Origin of the sequence: Kocuria rosea (assembly GCF_023715525.1) — a bacterium.
In the GTDB taxonomy this organism is placed as follows: Bacteria; Actinomycetota; Actinomycetes; order Actinomycetales; family Micrococcaceae; genus Kocuria; species Kocuria rosea_A.
In genome coordinates this window covers 160,937-176,755 of record NZ_JAMBOG010000007.1, presented here as the reverse complement: position 1 = coordinate 176,755, position 15,819 = coordinate 160,937, and the positions used below count along the sequence as shown (strand labels likewise).

General features: G+C 73.6%; 14 protein-coding genes and 1 pseudogene. 6 read left to right on the top strand and 9 right to left on the bottom strand.

Annotated elements, in window-relative coordinates; all coding sequences use genetic code 11:
• The 4 genes and pseudogenes from M3185_RS07355 to groES form a co-directional block, all read right to left on the bottom strand.
• Positions 1-283, bottom strand: a pseudogene (locus M3185_RS07355) (acyltransferase family protein); the annotation flags it as partial.
• 158 nt (positions 284-441) lie between these two features.
• Positions 442-2,511 (bottom strand): acyltransferase family protein, encoded by a 2,070-nt coding sequence (locus M3185_RS07350; protein WP_251333008.1) that lies wholly within the window; start codon positions 2,509-2,511, stop codon positions 442-444.
• Between the two features lie 156 nt (positions 2,512-2,667).
• Complete coding sequence (gene groL, locus M3185_RS07345; RefSeq protein ID WP_251333007.1) at positions 2,668-4,281, bottom strand: chaperonin GroEL; 1,614 nt, start codon at positions 4,279-4,281, stop codon at positions 2,668-2,670.
• A 143-nt stretch (positions 4,282-4,424) separates the two neighbouring features.
• Positions 4,425-4,721 carry a co-chaperone GroES gene (gene groES, locus M3185_RS07340; protein WP_251333006.1) on the bottom strand — a complete coding sequence of 99 codons (297 nt, stop codon included), beginning with the start codon at positions 4,719-4,721 and terminating at the stop codon, positions 4,425-4,427.
• A 431-nt stretch (positions 4,722-5,152) separates the two neighbouring features.
• On the opposite strand from groES, the gene M3185_RS07335 reads away from it, so the two are divergent.
• The 6 genes from M3185_RS07335 (at position 5,153) to M3185_RS07310 (ending at position 11,624) form a co-directional block, all read left to right on the top strand.
• On the top strand, positions 5,153-6,115 hold the full coding sequence (locus tag M3185_RS07335) for a siderophore ABC transporter substrate-binding protein (protein ID WP_251333005.1): 963 nt from the start codon (positions 5,153-5,155) through the stop codon (positions 6,113-6,115).
• Between the two features lie 148 nt (positions 6,116-6,263).
• The gene (locus M3185_RS07330; protein ID WP_251333004.1) at positions 6,264-7,352 is read left to right on the top strand and encodes an ABC transporter permease; all 1,089 of its coding nucleotides are present in this window, start codon (positions 6,264-6,266) and stop codon (positions 7,350-7,352) included.
• Entirely contained in the window at positions 7,349-8,362 is a 1,014-nt protein-coding gene (locus tag M3185_RS07325; RefSeq protein WP_251333003.1) for an iron chelate uptake ABC transporter family permease subunit, read from the top strand. Before M3185_RS07330 ends, M3185_RS07325 begins: the two co-directional genes overlap by 4 nt.
• A 25-nt stretch (positions 8,363-8,387) precedes the next feature.
• Positions 8,388-9,146: an iron ABC transporter ATP-binding protein gene (locus M3185_RS07320; protein WP_251333002.1), complete on the top strand. Its 759-nt coding sequence runs from the start codon at positions 8,388-8,390 to the stop codon at positions 9,144-9,146.
• Between the two features lie 7 nt (positions 9,147-9,153).
• Positions 9,154-10,407: a THUMP-like domain-containing protein gene (locus tag M3185_RS07315; RefSeq protein ID WP_251333001.1), complete on the top strand. Its 1,254-nt coding sequence runs from the start codon at positions 9,154-9,156 to the stop codon at positions 10,405-10,407.
• Positions 10,408-10,478: 71 nt separating this feature from the next.
• Entirely contained in the window at positions 10,479-11,624 is a 1,146-nt protein-coding gene (locus M3185_RS07310) for a glutamate--cysteine ligase (protein WP_251333000.1), read from the top strand.
• A 26-nt stretch (positions 11,625-11,650) separates the two neighbouring features.
• Here M3185_RS07310 and tsaD read toward each other — a convergent pair whose 3' ends face one another.
• The 5 genes from tsaD to alr are packed head-to-tail and all read right to left on the bottom strand — an operon-like array spanning position 11,651 to position 15,802.
• Entirely contained in the window at positions 11,651-12,748 is a 1,098-nt protein-coding gene (gene tsaD, locus M3185_RS07305; RefSeq protein ID WP_251332999.1) for a tRNA (adenosine(37)-N6)-threonylcarbamoyltransferase complex transferase subunit TsaD, read from the bottom strand.
• Complete coding sequence (gene rimI, locus M3185_RS07300) at positions 12,745-13,257, bottom strand: ribosomal protein S18-alanine N-acetyltransferase (protein ID WP_251333017.1); 513 nt, start codon at positions 13,255-13,257, stop codon at positions 12,745-12,747. The genes tsaD and rimI overlap by 4 nt, the downstream gene beginning before the upstream one ends.
• 32 nt (positions 13,258-13,289) lie before the next feature.
• Entirely contained in the window at positions 13,290-13,967 is a 678-nt protein-coding gene (tsaB, locus tag M3185_RS07295) for a tRNA (adenosine(37)-N6)-threonylcarbamoyltransferase complex dimerization subunit type 1 TsaB (RefSeq protein ID WP_251332998.1), read from the bottom strand.
• A 42-nt stretch (positions 13,968-14,009) separates the two neighbouring features.
• Positions 14,010-14,579 carry a tRNA (adenosine(37)-N6)-threonylcarbamoyltransferase complex ATPase subunit type 1 TsaE gene (gene tsaE / locus M3185_RS07290; RefSeq protein ID WP_251332997.1) on the bottom strand — a complete coding sequence of 190 codons (570 nt, stop codon included), beginning with the start codon at positions 14,577-14,579 and terminating at the stop codon, positions 14,010-14,012.
• Positions 14,576-15,802 (bottom strand): alanine racemase, encoded by a 1,227-nt coding sequence (gene alr, locus M3185_RS07285; RefSeq protein WP_374238477.1) that lies wholly within the window; start codon positions 15,800-15,802, stop codon positions 14,576-14,578. Before alr ends, tsaE begins: the two co-directional genes overlap by 4 nt.
• Positions 15,803-15,819: the final 17 nt, after the last annotated feature.

The following is a 15,819-nucleotide window of genomic DNA, read 5'->3' as shown; positions in this document are numbered from 1 at the left end:
CGTGCAGCCAGTACCGGCCCAGCCCCAGCGCCCGGCCCGACTCGAGCTTGCGCGTGAAGGACAGGGTGAGGAAGAACGCCGAGATCAGCAAGAAGACGTCCACGCCCCCCGAGACCCGCCCGAGGAACACGTGGTAGACCACCACCAGCAGCACCGCCACCGCCCGCAGCCCCTCGACCTCCGGACGGAACCCCGAGTACCGGGACCCACGCCGCCGGGGCGTCCCGTGGTCCTCGGCGGTCCCGGGCTCCGGCTGCGGAGCGGTGACGTGCACAGTGGCCACGGGGTACCTCCAGGGGACTGCTCCGGCGCGGCCGCGCCGCGTCACGGGGGGGGGGGGGGGGGGAAGAACAGCGGGCGTGAGGGGCGCCCGTCGAGACCCTATCGCACCACCGGCGCCGAACCCGGGCGGACGGGCCCCGGGACCTGCCCCGGGTTCCGTCAGGGCCGGATGCCGCCGTCCGCCAGGGCCGCCAGGAGCCGCTGCCCGAAGGCCGTGGCCGTGCTCTCGGAATAGACCCGGCTCAGGTGGTCGTCGTCCCAGTACACGTAGACGTTGCCGATGACCGGCGGGCACTGACCGTCGGGGCAGATGAGGTCGGTGAGGTCCATGGTCGAGTAGAGGGCCAGCTCCTCCGCGAGCGGGGTCGCGGGATCGGGGGTGCCCACCATGGGGTGGGTGAACGTGCACCGGGGATCGTCCGCCCCGTTCGTGACGGCGCACTCCGCCGGCGCCTCGGGGAAGCGGGGGGTGTCGCGGATCCCGACGACGGGAATGCCGGCGCCGGTCAGCTCGCGCACCCGCTCCTCCAGCCCGGGCCGAAGAGCTTCCTCCCGGGTGTCGGTGAAGGTGGACTGGACCAGCACGAGCCCGGGGCCCACGGAGGCGATCATGTCGTCGGTGCTCTCGAACCACAACCGGCAGCTCTCCGAGCCCGGCTGCTCCTCGGCGGAGGTGTAGAAGCAGCCCGGCTGGATGAAGGTCAGGACCCGCCAGCGGTTGGCCTCGGCGACGGGGCGCAGGGCGGGCAGCCAGTGCTGGAGGTGGCTGTTGCCGACCACGAGCACGGTCCGTTCCGGGTTCTCCTGGGCGACGCTCTCATGGCAGAACCGGCGGTACTGCTCCGCCAGGGCGACGTCCGCGGGGCAGGCGTCGCCGAGGGAGGCCGGCTGCTTCGGCAGGTCCTCGGGCAGGGGCAGGGTCGGGGCGTCGGGGTCGCCCTGGTACTGGAAGCCGGGCTGCAGCACCGCCGCGCCGGGGTTGTTCCGCGCGGCCGAGGCGGCCAGCTGCGCCGCCCGCCGTGCATCGGCCTGCTGCCAGGCGAGCACCGGCACGACCACCAGCGCCAGGCAGACGGCGACGGACAGGGCCAGGCGCCGTTTGCGCTGCTCCGGCCACGCCCAGGCCTTCAGCGGCTTCTCGACCCAGCGGGTCAGCGCCACCGCGGCCACCAGCGAGACCACGATCAGCACCACCCCCGAGCGCGGTCCTGCCATCGGCCGGTCGCGCAGCACCAGATAGGTGATCAGCAGCGGCCAGTGGATCAGGTACAGCGCGTAGGAGGCATCCCCCAGCCGGACCAGCGGCCGCGAGGACAGGACCCGGTCCAGGCCGAACCGGGAGCCGGACTGGCCGGCGACGATGATCGCCGCCGCCGAGGCCAGCGGCCACAGCGCGATCCACCCGGGGAAGGCCCCCTGCACGTCGACCAGCACCCCCACGCTGATCATGCTCAGCAGGCCCAGCCACCCCAGCACCACCCGCACGGGCCGGGAGAGCCGCACGAACGGCACCACCAGGGCCAGCAGGGACCCCAGGGCGAACTCCCACAGCCGGGCCCGGGTGTCGAAGTAGGCGAACTGCTGCTGGGTGGCCGTCGAGTGCACCGACCAGGCCAGCGAGACGACGAAGACCGCCCCGAAGGCCACCGCGAGCACCGGCACCGGCCGCAGACGGGTCCGGCGGGTGATCAGCGCGGCCGCGGCGAAGACCAGCGGCCACAGCAGGAACACCTGCCCCTGCACCGACAACGACCAGAAGTGCTGGAACGGCGAGGCCGTGGAGTCGTCGACCGCGTAGTAGTCCACGGCGTTGAAGGCCAGGGCCCAGTTCTGGACGTAGAGCACCGAGGAGAGGGCCTCCGAGCGCCACTGCCCGATGTCGTAGTCGGGGTAGAACAGCTCGACCAGCACCAAGGTGCCCAGGATGACCAGCACGGCCAGGGGCAGCAACCGCTTGAACACGTGCAGCCAGTACCGGCCCAGCCCCAGCGCCCGGCCCGACTCGAGCTTGCGCGTGAAGGACAGGGTGAGGAAGAACGCCGAGATCAGCAAGAAGACGTCCACGCCCCCCGAGACCCGGTCCAGGAACACGTGGTACAGCACGACCAGCAGCACCGCCACGAAGCGCAGTCCCTGCACCTCCGGGCGGAATCCCGAGTACCGCGCCACCCGCTGCGCCGTCGACGCGTCGAGACCCACGGGGGCGGCCCGTTCGCGAAGGCTGGTCATGGGCATCTCCTGGGAACAGCGTGCCGCCGAGGGGCGCGGGCAGTGGTCGGGCCGACCCCAGCACTCTACCGGAGGCCGCCGAGCGGGGGCCGGACGCAACGACGGACCCGCCCCACCGGTGGTGGAACGGGTCCGTCGGCGCCGCGGGGGCGGAGGTCAGTGCTGGTGGCCGTGCTGGTGGCCGTGCTCCGCGGGCTCGGCGGGCTTGTCCGCCACCAGCGTCTCGGTGGTCAGCACGAGCGCCGCGATGGACGCGGCGTTCTGCAGGGCCGAGCGGGTGACCTTCACCGGGTCGATGATGCCCGCGCCGACCATGTCGACGTACTCGCCGGTGGCCGCGTCGTAGCCGTGGCCCAGCGCGAGGTCCGCCACCCGGGACGCCACCACGGCGCCGTCCTGGCCCGCGTTGTCCGCGATCCAGTACAGCGGCTGCTGGAGGGCGCGGCGGACGATCTGGAGCGCGGTGGCCGCGTCCCCGGTGAGCCCGAGGTCGCTCTCGTCCAGGACCTTCGCGGCCTGGATGAGGGCCGTGCCGCCGCCGGAGACGATGCCCTGCTCGAGGGCGGCGCGGGTCGAGGACACGGCGTCCTCGATGCGGTGCTTGCGCTCCTTCGCCTCGACCTCGGTGGCCGCGCCGACCTTGATGACCGACACGCCGCCGGCGAGGCGGGCGAGGCGCTCCTGGAGCTTCTCGCGGTCCCACTCGGAGTCGGTGCGCTCGACCTCGGCGCGGATCGCGGCGACCCGCTCCTGGATCTGGGCCTCGGTGCCGCCGCCGTCCACCACGGTGGTGGTGTTCTTGGTGACCGTCACGCGGCGGGCGGTGCCCAGCTGCTCGAGGGTGACCTGCTCGAGGGTGATCCCCAGCTCGGTGGTGATGACCTGGCCGCCGGTGAGCACGGCGAGGTCCTGCAGGATCGCCTTGCGGCGGTCGCCGAAGCCGGGGGCCTTGAGGGCCACGACGTCGAGGGTGCCGCGCAGCTTGTTGACCACGAGGGTGGACAGGGCCTCGCCCTCGACGTCCTCGGCGATGATCGTCAGGGGCTTCTTGGCCTGGAGGACCTTCTCCAGCACCGGCATGATCTCCGGCACGGAGGAGATCTTGCCCTGGTACAGCAGCACCAGGGAGTTCTCCATGACCGCTTCCTGGCGCTCGAGGTCGGTGACGAAGGACGGGGAGAGGTAGCCCTTGTCGAACTGCATGCCCTCGGTGACGTCGAGCTCGACCTCGGTGGAGGAGCCGTCCTCGATGGTGATCACGCCGTCCTTGCCGACCGTGTCGAAGGCCTGGGCGATGAGCTCGCCGATGGCCGGGTCCTGGGCGGAGATCGTCGCGACGTGGGCGACGTTGACGCCCTCGACGGGGCGGGCGTTCTCGAGCAGGCGCTCGGAGACGGCCGCGACGGCCGCCTCGATGCCGCGCTTGAGGCTCAGGGGGTCGGCGCCGGCGGCCACGTTGCGCAGGCCCTCCTTGACCAGGGCCTGGGCGAGGACGGTCGCGGTGGTGGTGCCGTCACCGGCGACGTCGTTGGTCTTGGTCGCGACCTCCTTGGCGAGCTGGGCGCCGAGGTTCTCGTACGCGTCGTCGAGCTCCACCTCGCGGGCGATGGTCACGCCGTCGTTGGTGATGGTCGGTGCGCCCCACTTCTTGTCGAGCACGACGTTGCGCCCGCGCGGGCCGAGGGTGACCTTGACGGTGTCGGCGAGCTTGTTGACGCCGTTCTCGAGGGACTTGCGGGCGGCATCGTTGAATGCCAGCTGCTTGGCCATGGACGATGGCTCCTTCTGGGTGGCTGGGGGTCCAGCGGGGAATTCTGGGGACGGGAGCGGCGAAGGGTGCCGGCCGCGGGCCCGCCGGGAAGCGGGGCGCGCGGCGGGCACCCTTCGTCAGGTCTGCGTGGTGTGCGCCGAGCCTACTTCTCGACGACGGCGAGCACGTCGCGGGCCGGGAGCACCAGGTACTCCTCGCCGCCGTACTTGACCTCGGTCCCGCCGTACTTCGAGAAGATCACGACGTCGCCCTCCTTGACGTCGACCGGGATGCGGTTGCCGGAGTCGTCGACGCGACCCGGGCCCACGGCCAGGACCTTGCCCTCCTGGGGCTTCTCCTTGGCGGTGTCCGGGATGACGAGGCCGGACGCGGTGGTCTGCTCGGCCGCGAGCGGCTGGACGACGATGCGATCCTCGAGGGGCTTGATGGAGACCGACACGATCTCTCCCTTTCTGTAGGCGTGCAAAACGGTGGGCGACCGCGGGCGGGGCCCGCTGCCGTGCTTCGGGCCGGTTGGCGCACCAACCGTCGTCGCGGTGCCGATCGATCGCCTGGCCCTTAGCACCCTCACCCGGAGAGTGCCAAGGCCCACTGTAGGAGCGGCCTGGCAGTCGGTCAAGGCGAGTGCCAGCGCGCCGGAGAGTCCGGCGCAGGAGCGGGACCGCCCTCCGAATTAGGACACACCGGAGTTGTCCAATGATTTGCCTCACCCGCGGTACACCCTCTAGGTTGAGTGGTAAGGCAACCCTTACCTCGGCCGAGACACGGTGCCCCTCGCGACCTCCTGCGCGCTGCGCGGGCGGGTCGTGCCCATCGGACCCTCGCCGTCGCCCCGCCCGGGCGCCCGCGACCTCTGTACAAAGGAACACCATGCCCCGCACCCTCCTGCAGCGCTCCACGGCCGCGCTCACGGCCGTCTCGGCCCTCGCCCTCGCCGGCTGCTCGACCTCCGGCGCCGCGTCCGCCGACGCCCCGGAGAGCTCGGCGGCGGAGACCGTCGCCGTGGAGCACGCCCAGGGCACCACGGACGTGCCCGTCGCCCCCGAGAACGTCATCACCTTCGACCTCGGCGTCCTCGACTCGCTCGAGGCGATCGACGAGGACGTGCAGGGCCTGCCCCAGGCCAACCTGCCGGAGCGGTTCTCGCAGTACGCCACGGACGAGTACGTCAATGCCGGCTCCCTCAAGGAGCCGGACCTCGAGGCCGTGGCCGAGGCCGACCCGGACCTGATCATCATCACCGGGCGCACCGCCGACTTCTACGACGAGCTCTCCGAGATCGCCCCGACCGTGGACCTGTCCATCGACGAGGCCGACGCCCTGGCCTCCTTCACCGAGCAGTCCGAGACGCTCGGGAAGATCTTCGGCAAGGAGGCCGAGGTCGAGGAGAAGCTCACCGCGATCGACGAGCGGATCGCCGAGACCAAGGAGCAGGCCGCGGGCGCGGGCTCCGCGATGTTCCTGCTGACCAACGCCGGTGAGGTCAACGCCTACGGCCCGAACTCGCGCTTCGGCAACATCGTCTTCGACGTGCTGGGCGTCGAGGCCGCCGGCGACGTCCGGGCCGAGGGCACCCACGGCGAGGCCGTCTCCTTCGAGGCGATCGCCGACGCCGCCCCGGACCGCCTCTACGTCCTCGACCGCGACACCGCCGTCGGCCAGTCCGGCGGCGAGGCCGCCCAGCAGGTGCTCGACAACGAGCTCGTCGGCGGCACCCCCGCCGCGCAGCAGGACCGGATCACCTACCTGGACAGCTCCAGCTGGTACCTGGTCGGCTTCGGCCTGAACAACTTCCCGTCCATGATCACCGAGATCCAGGACTCCCTCTCCTGATCCCGGCCGACGGGCAGGCCCTCGGGGCGCCCCGCGCGGCGATCGCCGCCGTCCGCGCGGGGCGCCGGGCCCGTTCCCGGCCCCGGCGCCCCGCCCCTAGAATCGGAAGGCCCCCGATGACCGCCAACGCGAAACGATGAGCACCGTCGTGACCACACCACCGACCACCGCGACCGCCTGCCCCGGGCCGGCGGACCCGTCGTCGGCGGGCTCCTCGGCCGGCTCCACGTCCGCGGACCCCCGGGCCGCCGCCGCCCGCGACGCCCGCCGCCTCGCCGCGGCGGGCGTCGCCGTGCTCCTGCTGGCCGTGGTGAGCACGTTCGTCGGCGTCCTCGACGTCACCCCCTGGTCCCTGTGGCACCAGCTCGCCACCGGCGACCTCGAGGGCTTCTGGTCCTCCGTGGAGGTCCTCGCCGTCTCCCGCTTCCCCCGCACCGCCTCGGTGGTCCTCGCCGGCCTGGCCCTGGCCGTGGCCGGGCTCATCATGCAGCTCATGGCCCGGAACAAGTTCGTGGAGCCCTCGACCGTCGGCACCGTCGAGTCCGCGCAGGCCGGCCTGCTCGTGGTGACGCTGCTCCTGCCGGCGGCGCCCCTCATGGTGAAGATGGGCTTCGCCTCGGTGTTCGCCGTCGCGGGCACCGGCCTGTTCCTGCTGGTCCTCCAGCGCATCCCCCTGCGCAACACGCTGCTGGTGCCCCTGGTGGGCATCATGCTCGGCAACGTGATCTCCTCGGTCACGACGTTCTTCGCCTACCGCTTCGACCTGCTGCAGAGCCTCAACGCCTGGATGCTCGGGGACTTCTCCGGCGTGATCCGCGGCCGCTACGAGCTGCTGTGGATCGTCCTGGCCCTGACGGTCGTGGGCTACGTCGCCGCCGACCGGTTCACGGTCGCCGGCATGGGCCAGGAGTTCACCACGAACCTCGGCATCGACTACCGCCGGGTGATGGTGCTGGGCATGACGCTCGTGGCGCTGGTCTCCGCCGTCGTCGTCGTGACGATCGGCTCCGTGCCGTTCCTCGGCCTCGTGGTCCCCAACCTCGTCTCCATGCTCGTGGGCGACAACGTCCGCCGCACGGTGCCCTGGGTCGCCGTCCTCGGCGCCGGGTTCGTGCTGGCGTGCGACATCATCGCCCGCGTGATCCGCTACCCCTACGAGATCCCCGTGGGCACCATCGTCGCCGTCGTCGGCGGCGTGCTGTTCCTCGCCCTGCTGCTGCGCGGGCGCCACCGATGAGCACGCGGACCTCTCCCCTGCCGGCCGCCCCGGTCCTGCGCCGCCGGGGCCCGCGCACGCCCCTGTCCCCGGCCGCCTGGATCGGGATCCTCGCCGCGCTCGCCGCCGCGTCCGTGGCCGTCTACCTCACGGTGGACCTCAGCGGCAGCCTCGACTACGTCCTGCCCCGGCGGGTCAACCGGGTGCTGACGATGGTCCTCGTCGCGTACGCGGTGGGCGTGTCCACCGTGCTGTTCCAGACGATCACCGACAACCGCATCCTCACGCCGTCCATCATGGGCTTCGACGCGCTGTACATGCTCATCCAGACGGTGCTGGTGTTCGTCATCGGCTCCACGGGCGTGGCCGCCCTCGGCGACGGCACCCGGTTCGGGGCCGAGCTCGTCCTCATGGTCGCGTTCAGCTGGCTGATCTACCGCTGGCTGTTCACCGGCAGCGGCAGGTCCCTGCACCTCGTGCTGCTGGTCGGCATCGTCTTCGGCACCGTGTTCCGCGGGATCTCCTCCCTGCTGCAGCGGCTGCTCGAGCCCAGCGAGTTCATGGTCCTGCAGGACGCGATGTTCGCGTCCTTCGGCAACGTGGACGTCGGCCTGCTGCGCCTGTCCGCGCTGCTCATCGGGCTGGCCACCCTCGTGGTCGTGGCGATGCGCCGCCACCTCGACGTGCTGGCCCTGGGCCGGGACACCGCCGTCAGCCTCGGCGTGGACCACACCCGGGTCGTCACCGGGGTGCTCGTGGTCTGCTCCGTGTTCGTGGGCGTGTGCACCGCCCTGGTCGGGCCGATCACGTTCTTCGGCCTGATCGTCGCCAACGTCGCCTACGCGCTGTGCCGCAACTTCCGCCACCGCCACGTGCTGCCCATGGCCGTCCTGCTGGGCGTCGTCGCCCTCGTGGGCGGACAGGTGGTCCTCGAGCAGGTGTTCGCGTTCGACACCGCGCTGAGCATCGTCATCGAGTTCGTGGGCGGCGTGCTGTTCCTGGTCATGCTGCTGCGCGGGACCGTCAGATGAGCGCCACAACGAGAAGGAGTGCACCGTGATCGAACTGACCGGCCTCACCAAGAGGTACGGGTCCCGGACCGTGGTCGACGGCGTCTCGGGGACCATCGAGGCGGGCGGGCTCGTGTCGATCATCGGCGCCAACGGCGCCGGGAAGTCCACCCTCCTGTCCATGGCCGCCCGGCTGCTGCCGATGGACGAGGGCTCGGTCTTCGTGGACGAGCTCGACGTCCTCTCCACCCCGTCCGACCAGCTCGCCCGCAAGCTGTCCATCCTGCGCCAGGAGAACACCCTCAGCGTGCGGCTGAGCGTGCGCGACCTCGTGGCCTTCGGCCGGCACCCGCACACCAAGGGCCGGCCCACCGCCGAGGACCGCGAGCACGTCGAGCGGGCCCTGCGCTACCTCCAGCTCGAGGAGCTCGCGGACCGCTACGTCGACGAGCTCTCCGGCGGGCAGCGCCAGCGCGCGTTCATCGCCATGGTCATCGCCCAGGACACCGACTACGTCCTGCTGGACGAGCCGCTGAACAACCTCGACATGAAGCACGCCGTCGAGATGATGCGCCTGCTGCGGCAGATGGCCCACGACTTCGGCAAGACCGTCGTGCTGGTGATCCACGACATCAACTTCGCGTCCTGCTACTCCGACCGGATCATGGCCATGAAGGACGGGGCCCTGCTCCACCACGGCACCCCCGAGGAGATCATGCGCCCCGAGGTGCTGCGGGAGATCTACGGCATCGACATCCGCGTCGAGGACGTCGGCGGCCACCGCATCGGCATCTACTTCGCCTGAGCCCCCGATGACCTCCGACACCCCCGCGGACCCCCGCGACATCGCGCCCCTGCTCACCGCCGAGGGCATGGCCCTGCTCGACGCGCTCGGGCCCTACGACGAGGCCGACGCCCTGCGCACGGCCTCCCGGCTGCGCGCGGAGGGCCGCTCCCCGGAGCTCGTCTCCGCCGCCCTCACCCAGTCGAAGCTGCGCACCCGCGCCCGCGAGAAGTTCGGCGACTTCTCCGGGCGCATGCTCTTCACCCGGGCCGGGCTCGAGCAGGCCACCCGGCTGCGCGTGGCGGCCCTGCACGCCCGGCGCTTCGCGGCGGCGGGCCTCGCCCACGTCGCGGACCTCGGCTGCGGGATCGGCGCGGACGCGATGGCCCTGGCAGCCCTCGACCGGCGCGTCACGGCGGTCGAGCTCGACGAGACCACCGCCGCGGTCGCCACCCTCAACCTCGTCCCCTTCCCGGAGGCCACGGTCCTGCACGCCGACGCCGCGGCCCTGGACCTGGCCGCCCTGCCGGGCGGGATGCCCGACGGGGTGTGGCTGGACCCGGCGCGGCGCACGACGTCGTCGTCCGGCACCCGGCGGATCTTCGACCCCGAGGCGTTCTCCCCTCCCCTGTCCTTCGTGGAGGCGCTCGCGGCCCGCGGCCTGCCCGTGGGCGTGAAGCTGGGCCCCGGCATCCCCCACGAGGCGGTGCCGCCCGGCTGCGAGGCCCAGTGGGTCTCCGACCGCGGCGACGTCGTGGAGGCGGTGCTGTGGTTCAACGCCGTGGCACGTCCCGGGGTGCGGCGGGCCGCGCTCGTCCTCGGGGAGCACGGCTCCGCGGAGCTGACCAGCCCGCACGACGCCGATCCCGCCCACGAGGACGCCGAGGTGGGCCCGGTGGGCGCGTACCTCCACGAGCCCGACGGCGCGGTGATCCGCGCCGGCCTGGTCGCCGACCTCGCCCGGGACCTCGGGGCGCGGCTGGTCCACCCCCGGATCGCGTACCTGAGCTCGGACGAGCCGGTGCCCACGCCCCTGGCGCGGACCTACCGGGTGCGGGAGGTGCTCCCGCACACCGTCAAGGTGCTCAAGCGGTGGGTCCGGGAGCACGAGGTGGGCACCCTCGAGATCAAGAAGCGCGGCACCGACGTGACGCCCGAGCAGCTGCGCCGCCAGCTCGCGCCCCGCGGCCCGCACCGGGCGACGTTCGTGGTGACCCGCACGCAGGCGGAGCCCGGGGCGCCGGAGCGGCGCGTCGTGCTGGTCGTCGAAACCGTAGACTGAGGGCGCCGCGGGCGATTCCGTCCGCGCTCCGACCGGGCCCCCGCCCGCCGACGCACGTAAGGACCTGCCGCGTGGAGATCTCGTTCGCCCGCTCCGACCAGTCGACGCTGGGCGTCGAGTGGGAAGTCGCCCTCGTGGACGGCACCACCGGTGACCTCGTCCCCCGGGGCCGGGAGACCTACGAGGCGGTCCTCGCGGAGCACCCGGAGTGGGCGGAGGACGGGAACCACCCGCACCTGACGGGCGAGTTCCTGCTCAACACCGTGGAGCTGGTCACCGGGGTGTGCCGGGACGTGGCCGCCTCCACGGAGCAGCTGTCCACGATGATGGACGAGATCCGCCGGGTGGCCGACCCCCGGGGGCTCGAGATCTTCGCCGCCGGCACCCATCCCTTCGCCCGCTGGCAGGATCAGCAGGTCACCGACAAGCAGCGCTACCACAAGCTCGTGGACCGCACCCAGTACTGGGGCCGGCAGATGGTCATCTACGGGGTGCACGTGCACGTGGGCCTGGACTCGCGGGCCAAGGCGCTGCCGGTGCTCGACGGGCTGCTCACCTACTACCCGCACCTGCTCGCCCTGTCGGCGAACTCCCCGTACTGGGCCGGTGAGGACACCGGCTACGCGTCCCACCGCTCGATGATCTTCCAGCAGCTGTCCACCGCCGGGCTGCCCTACCAGTTCGGCTCCTGGGACGAGTACGAGCGCTGCGTCGCCGACATGATCGCCACGGGCATCATCGAGGAGCTCAGCGAGTGCCGGTGGGACGTGCGCCCCGTCCCCCGGCTGGGCACGAACGAGGTCCGCTTCTGCGACGGGCTCTCCACCCTGTGGGAGGTCGGGGCGCTGACGGCCCTCACCCAGTGCCTCGTGCACTCCCTGTCCGCGGACGTCGAGGCGGGCCGGGAGCCGGTCCGCCTGCAGCCGTGGCACGTGCGCGAGAACAAGTGGCGCGCGGCCCGCTACGGCCTGGAGGCACAGGTGATCACCGACTCCCGGAACACGGAGCGGGACCTGTGCGAGGACCTCGCCCTGCTGCTGGACCGGCTCGAGCCGGTCGCCGCGCGGCTGGGCTGCTCGCGCGAGCTCTCCGACGTGGAGCGGATCTTCCGGGACGGCGCCGGCTACCAGCGCCAGCGGGCCGTGGCCGAGGCCCACGGCGGCGAGCTGCGCGCCGTCGCCCTCGACATCGTCCGCCGCACCCGCGAGAACGCCTGACCGGACGGGGCGGTCGGCCGGCGGGCTCAGACCGACACGGTGGTGACCGGCAGCGAGGAGTCCGCCGCGAAGCCCAGGCCGGAGGGCGCCCGGCCCTGCGCGACGACGCGGGCCGCGAGCGCGGCGACCATGGCGCCGTTGTCCGTGCACAGCGACAGCTTGGGGATCACCAGCTCGACGCCGTGCTCGGCGCAGCGCTGGGCGGTGAGCTCCCGCAGCCGGGAGTTCGCGGCCACGCCGCCGCCCAGCAGCAGGGTGGTCAGCCCGTGCTCGGTGCAGGCGAGCATCGCCTTGCGGGTGACCACGTCGGCCACCGACTCCTGGAAGGACGCGGCGACGTCGGCGACGGGGACCCGCTCCCCCCGCGCCTCGAACGCCTCGACGACGCGGGCCACCGCGGTCTTGAGCCCGGAGAACGAGAAGTCGTAGCGGTGCGGGCCCGGCCGGTCGGCGGAGCCCATGTACTTGCCGGCGGTGAGCCCGCGGGGGAAGCGGAAGGCGGTGGGGTCCCCCGCCCGCGCGGCGGCGTCGATCGCCGGGCCGCCCGGGTAGTCGAGGCCGAGCACGCGGGCGACCTTGTCGTAGGCCTCCCCGGCGGCGTCGTCGATGGTCGCCCCGAGCAGGCGCACGTCCCGGGTGAGGTCGTCGACGGCGAGGATCTCGGTGTGCCCGCCGGAGACGAGCAGGGCCCCGAGGCCGCGGGGCAGCCCCTCGTCGAAGGCTCCCCGGAAGCCCTCGACGGCCGAGTCCTCGAGCACGCCCACGCCCACGTGGGCGACGAGGTGGTTGATGGCGTACAGGGGCTTGCCGGTCGCCACGGCGAGCGCCTTCGCGGCGGCGACGCCCACCATGAGCGCCCCGGCCAGGCCGGGCCCGGAGGTCACGGCGATGGCGTCGAGGTCGTCCAGGCCGACGCCGGCCTCCGCGAGGGCGGCGCGCAGGGTGGGGACCATCGCGTCGAGGTGGGCGCGGGAGGCGATCTCCGGGATCACGCCGCCGAAGCGGACGTGCTCGTCCATCGAGGAGGACACGACGTTGGCGAGCAGGGTGCGCCCGCGCACGACGCCCACGCCGGTCTCGTCGCAGGAGGACTCGATGCCGAGCACCAGGGGTCCGTCGGTCATCGGGGGTCCTCCTCGGGGGTGGTCGCGGGGGTGGTCGCGGGGGTGGTCGCGGGGGTGGTCGCGGGCGCCGTGCCGGGGTCCTCCCCGGGGGGCAGGGCGCAGCGCATGATCAGGGCGTCGGCGCCGTCGCGGTAGTAGCGGGGCCGGACGTGGATCTGCTCGTAGCCGAAGCGGCGGTAGAGCCGCTGGGCGCGGGGGTTGTCGGCGCGGACCTCGAGCAGCATCTCCTGGGCCCCCAGCCGCCGCGCCTGCTCGTGCAGGGTGCGCAGCAGGGCGGAGCCGATGCCGCGGCCCTCGTGCTCGGGGACCACCGCGATGGTCTGGACGTCGCCCACGGGGGGGATGCACATCAGCCCCGCGTAGCCGACGATCGCGCCGTCCAGCTCGGCGACCCAGTACCAGCAGATCGGCTGGGCGAGCTCGGCGAAGAACATCTCGAGCGGCCAGGCGTCGACGGGGAACAGCTGCTGCTCGAGGGCGTGCACCGCCCCCACGTCCTCGGCGGTCATCCGGCGCAGGGCCCAGTCGCCCCCGGCCCCGCTCACGCGCCGGCCCGCTTCCGGGGCCCGGGGACCTTCGCGTCGGACTCGCGCAGGTACAGCGGGGTCGTGTCGGGGTCCAGGGCCTCCCCGCGGGCGGCGCGCCGCACGGCGGCCAGCCCCAGCGACGACGCCGTGGGCTGCGCCTCGGCGAACCCGGGCACCACCCGGGCCAGGCGCTCGGCGTAGAGGCCCGCGCCGCGCCCGTAGGCGGGCAGCCCGGGCAGGTCCTCGGCCGCGGCCACGCCCGGTCCCCCGGCCGGCCGGGGGCCGTCCGCGCCGAGGACGAAGCGGGCCCAGTAGACCTCCTTGCGCCGGGCGTCGGTGAGCACGAGGAACTCGTCGTGCCCGGCGTCCCGGGCCGCCGCCGCGGCGTCCTGGGCGACCGCCTCGAGGCTCATCAGCCCGTGCAGCGGCACGTCCCAGGCGAAGGCCAGCGCGCGCGCGGTCGCGATCCCGGCGCGCAGGCCCGTGAAGGGCCCGGGCCCGGTGCCCACGAGCACGGCGTCCACGGCGGCGCCGTCGAGGCCGGCCCCCGCCAGCAGGTCGCGCACGGCCGGGGCCAGGACCTCGGCGTGGGACCGGGTGTCGGGGCTCGCGAAGGATCCGAGGACCTCGCCCCCGCCCGTCACGAGGGCGGCCGAGGCGACGGCGGAGGAGTCCAGGCACAGGAGAAGCACCCGGCCATTGTAGTGCCCCCGCCGCGGGGACGGGCCCGGGGCTCAGCCCTGCCGCGGGGGCGGGCCCAGCCGAGGCGGCCCGTCCGCCCAGCGGGGACCGACGCCGGTGAGGGTGATCCGGCGGGGCTCGGCGTCGTCGTCCTCGCCGTCGTCCTCGCCGGTGAGGCCGTCGGCGGGCTCGCCGGCGTCCCCGGGGGTGAGCGGATCGGCGCCCACGGCGCGCTCGATGGTGATCTCCAGGCGGGAGTCCGCGAGGTGCTCCACCTTGCCCGTGCCCCACTCCACCACGGTCACGGCGGCGTCGAGCGTGTCCTCGAGGTCGACGTCGTCCACCTCCGCCGCCGAGGACAGCCGGTAGGCGTCGACGTGGACGAGGTCCGGCCCGCCGACCAGGCTCGGGTGGCGGCGCACCAGCACGAACGTGGGCGAGATGATCCCCTCGCGCACGCCCAGGCCGCGGCCCAGGCCCTGCGTGAAGGTCGTCTTCCCGGCCCCGAGCTCGCCCGTGAGCACGAGCAGGTCCCCGGCGCGCAGCTGGGCCCCGAGGGTCTCGGCGAGCGCCCGGGTCTGCTCGGGCCCGTCCACGAGCAGGCTCCGCGTCCAGGCGCTCACGGGCGCTGCTCCGTGTCCACGTGCACGCGCGGCACGCGCGGGGAGATCCGGGTGACGATCTCGTAGTTGATGGTCCCGGCCGCGTCCGCCCACTCGCTCGCGGAGGGATCGTCCCCCGCCCCGAACAGGACGGCCTCGGCCCCCAGCAGCCCGTGCTCGGGCGCGGACAGCCCCGGCTCCCCGAGGTCCACGACGATCTGGTCCATCGCCACCCGCCCGACCTCCGGGTAGGTGCGGCCCTGGATCCGCACCGGCCCGCCGGTGCCGGCCCGCGGCACGCCGTCGGCGTAGCCGAGGGGGACCAGCGCGAGGGTGGTGGGCCGGTCGGTGACGTAGCGCAGCCCGTAGGAGACCCCCTGCCCCGCCGGGACCTCCTTGACGGCGCTGACGGTGGTGCGCAGCGTCATGGCCGGCACGAGGCCCAGCTGCTCCGGGGTGCGCTCGGCGAAGGGCGAGAGCCCGTAGACGGACACGCCCACCCGGACCATGTCCAGGAGCATCTCCTCGGGCCGCTCGAGCTGCGCGGCGGAGAACAGCCCGGGCGAGTTCGCCGCGTGCCGCAGCCGCGGGCGCAGCCCGGCGGCGCGGGCGGCGTCGACGGCGGCGCGGAACCGGGCGAGCTGCCGGCCGGTCTCGGGGCGGGCGGGCTCGTCGGCCACGGCCAGGTGGGTGAAGATCCCGACGACGCGCACGAGCCCCTGCGCCTCCGCGGCCGCGGCCGCGCGCACCAGCTGCGGCCACAGGTCCTCCGTGGCGCCGTTGCGGCCCAGCCCGGTGTCGATCTTGAGGTGGATCCGGGCGGTCGTGCCGAGGGCGCGGGCGGCCTCCGCGACCGGGGCGAGCTCCCAGCCGCTGACCCCGAGCTCGACGTCCTGCGCCAGCGCGGCACCGAAGTCCGTGTCCACGGTGTGCAGCCACGCCAGGACGGGTGCGCCGATCCCCGCGGCGCGCAGCTGGAGCGCCTCGGCCACGTGGGCGACACCGAGGGCGTCGGCCCCCGCCCCGAGCGCCGCCCGGGCCACGGGCACCGCGCCGTGGCCGTAGGCGTCGGCCTTGACGACGGCCATGAGCCGTGCGGGGGCCGCGACCTCCTTGATCCGGCGCACGTTGTGGCGCACCGCGGCGAGGTCCACGACGGCGCTGCGCTCGGGCCGGGCGGGAGGGGGGAAGACCGCGGCGGGCGCGGGGGGCTGGAGGGGTTCGGCACGGTTCACGGACCCCATTGTCGCACCGGGCGCGG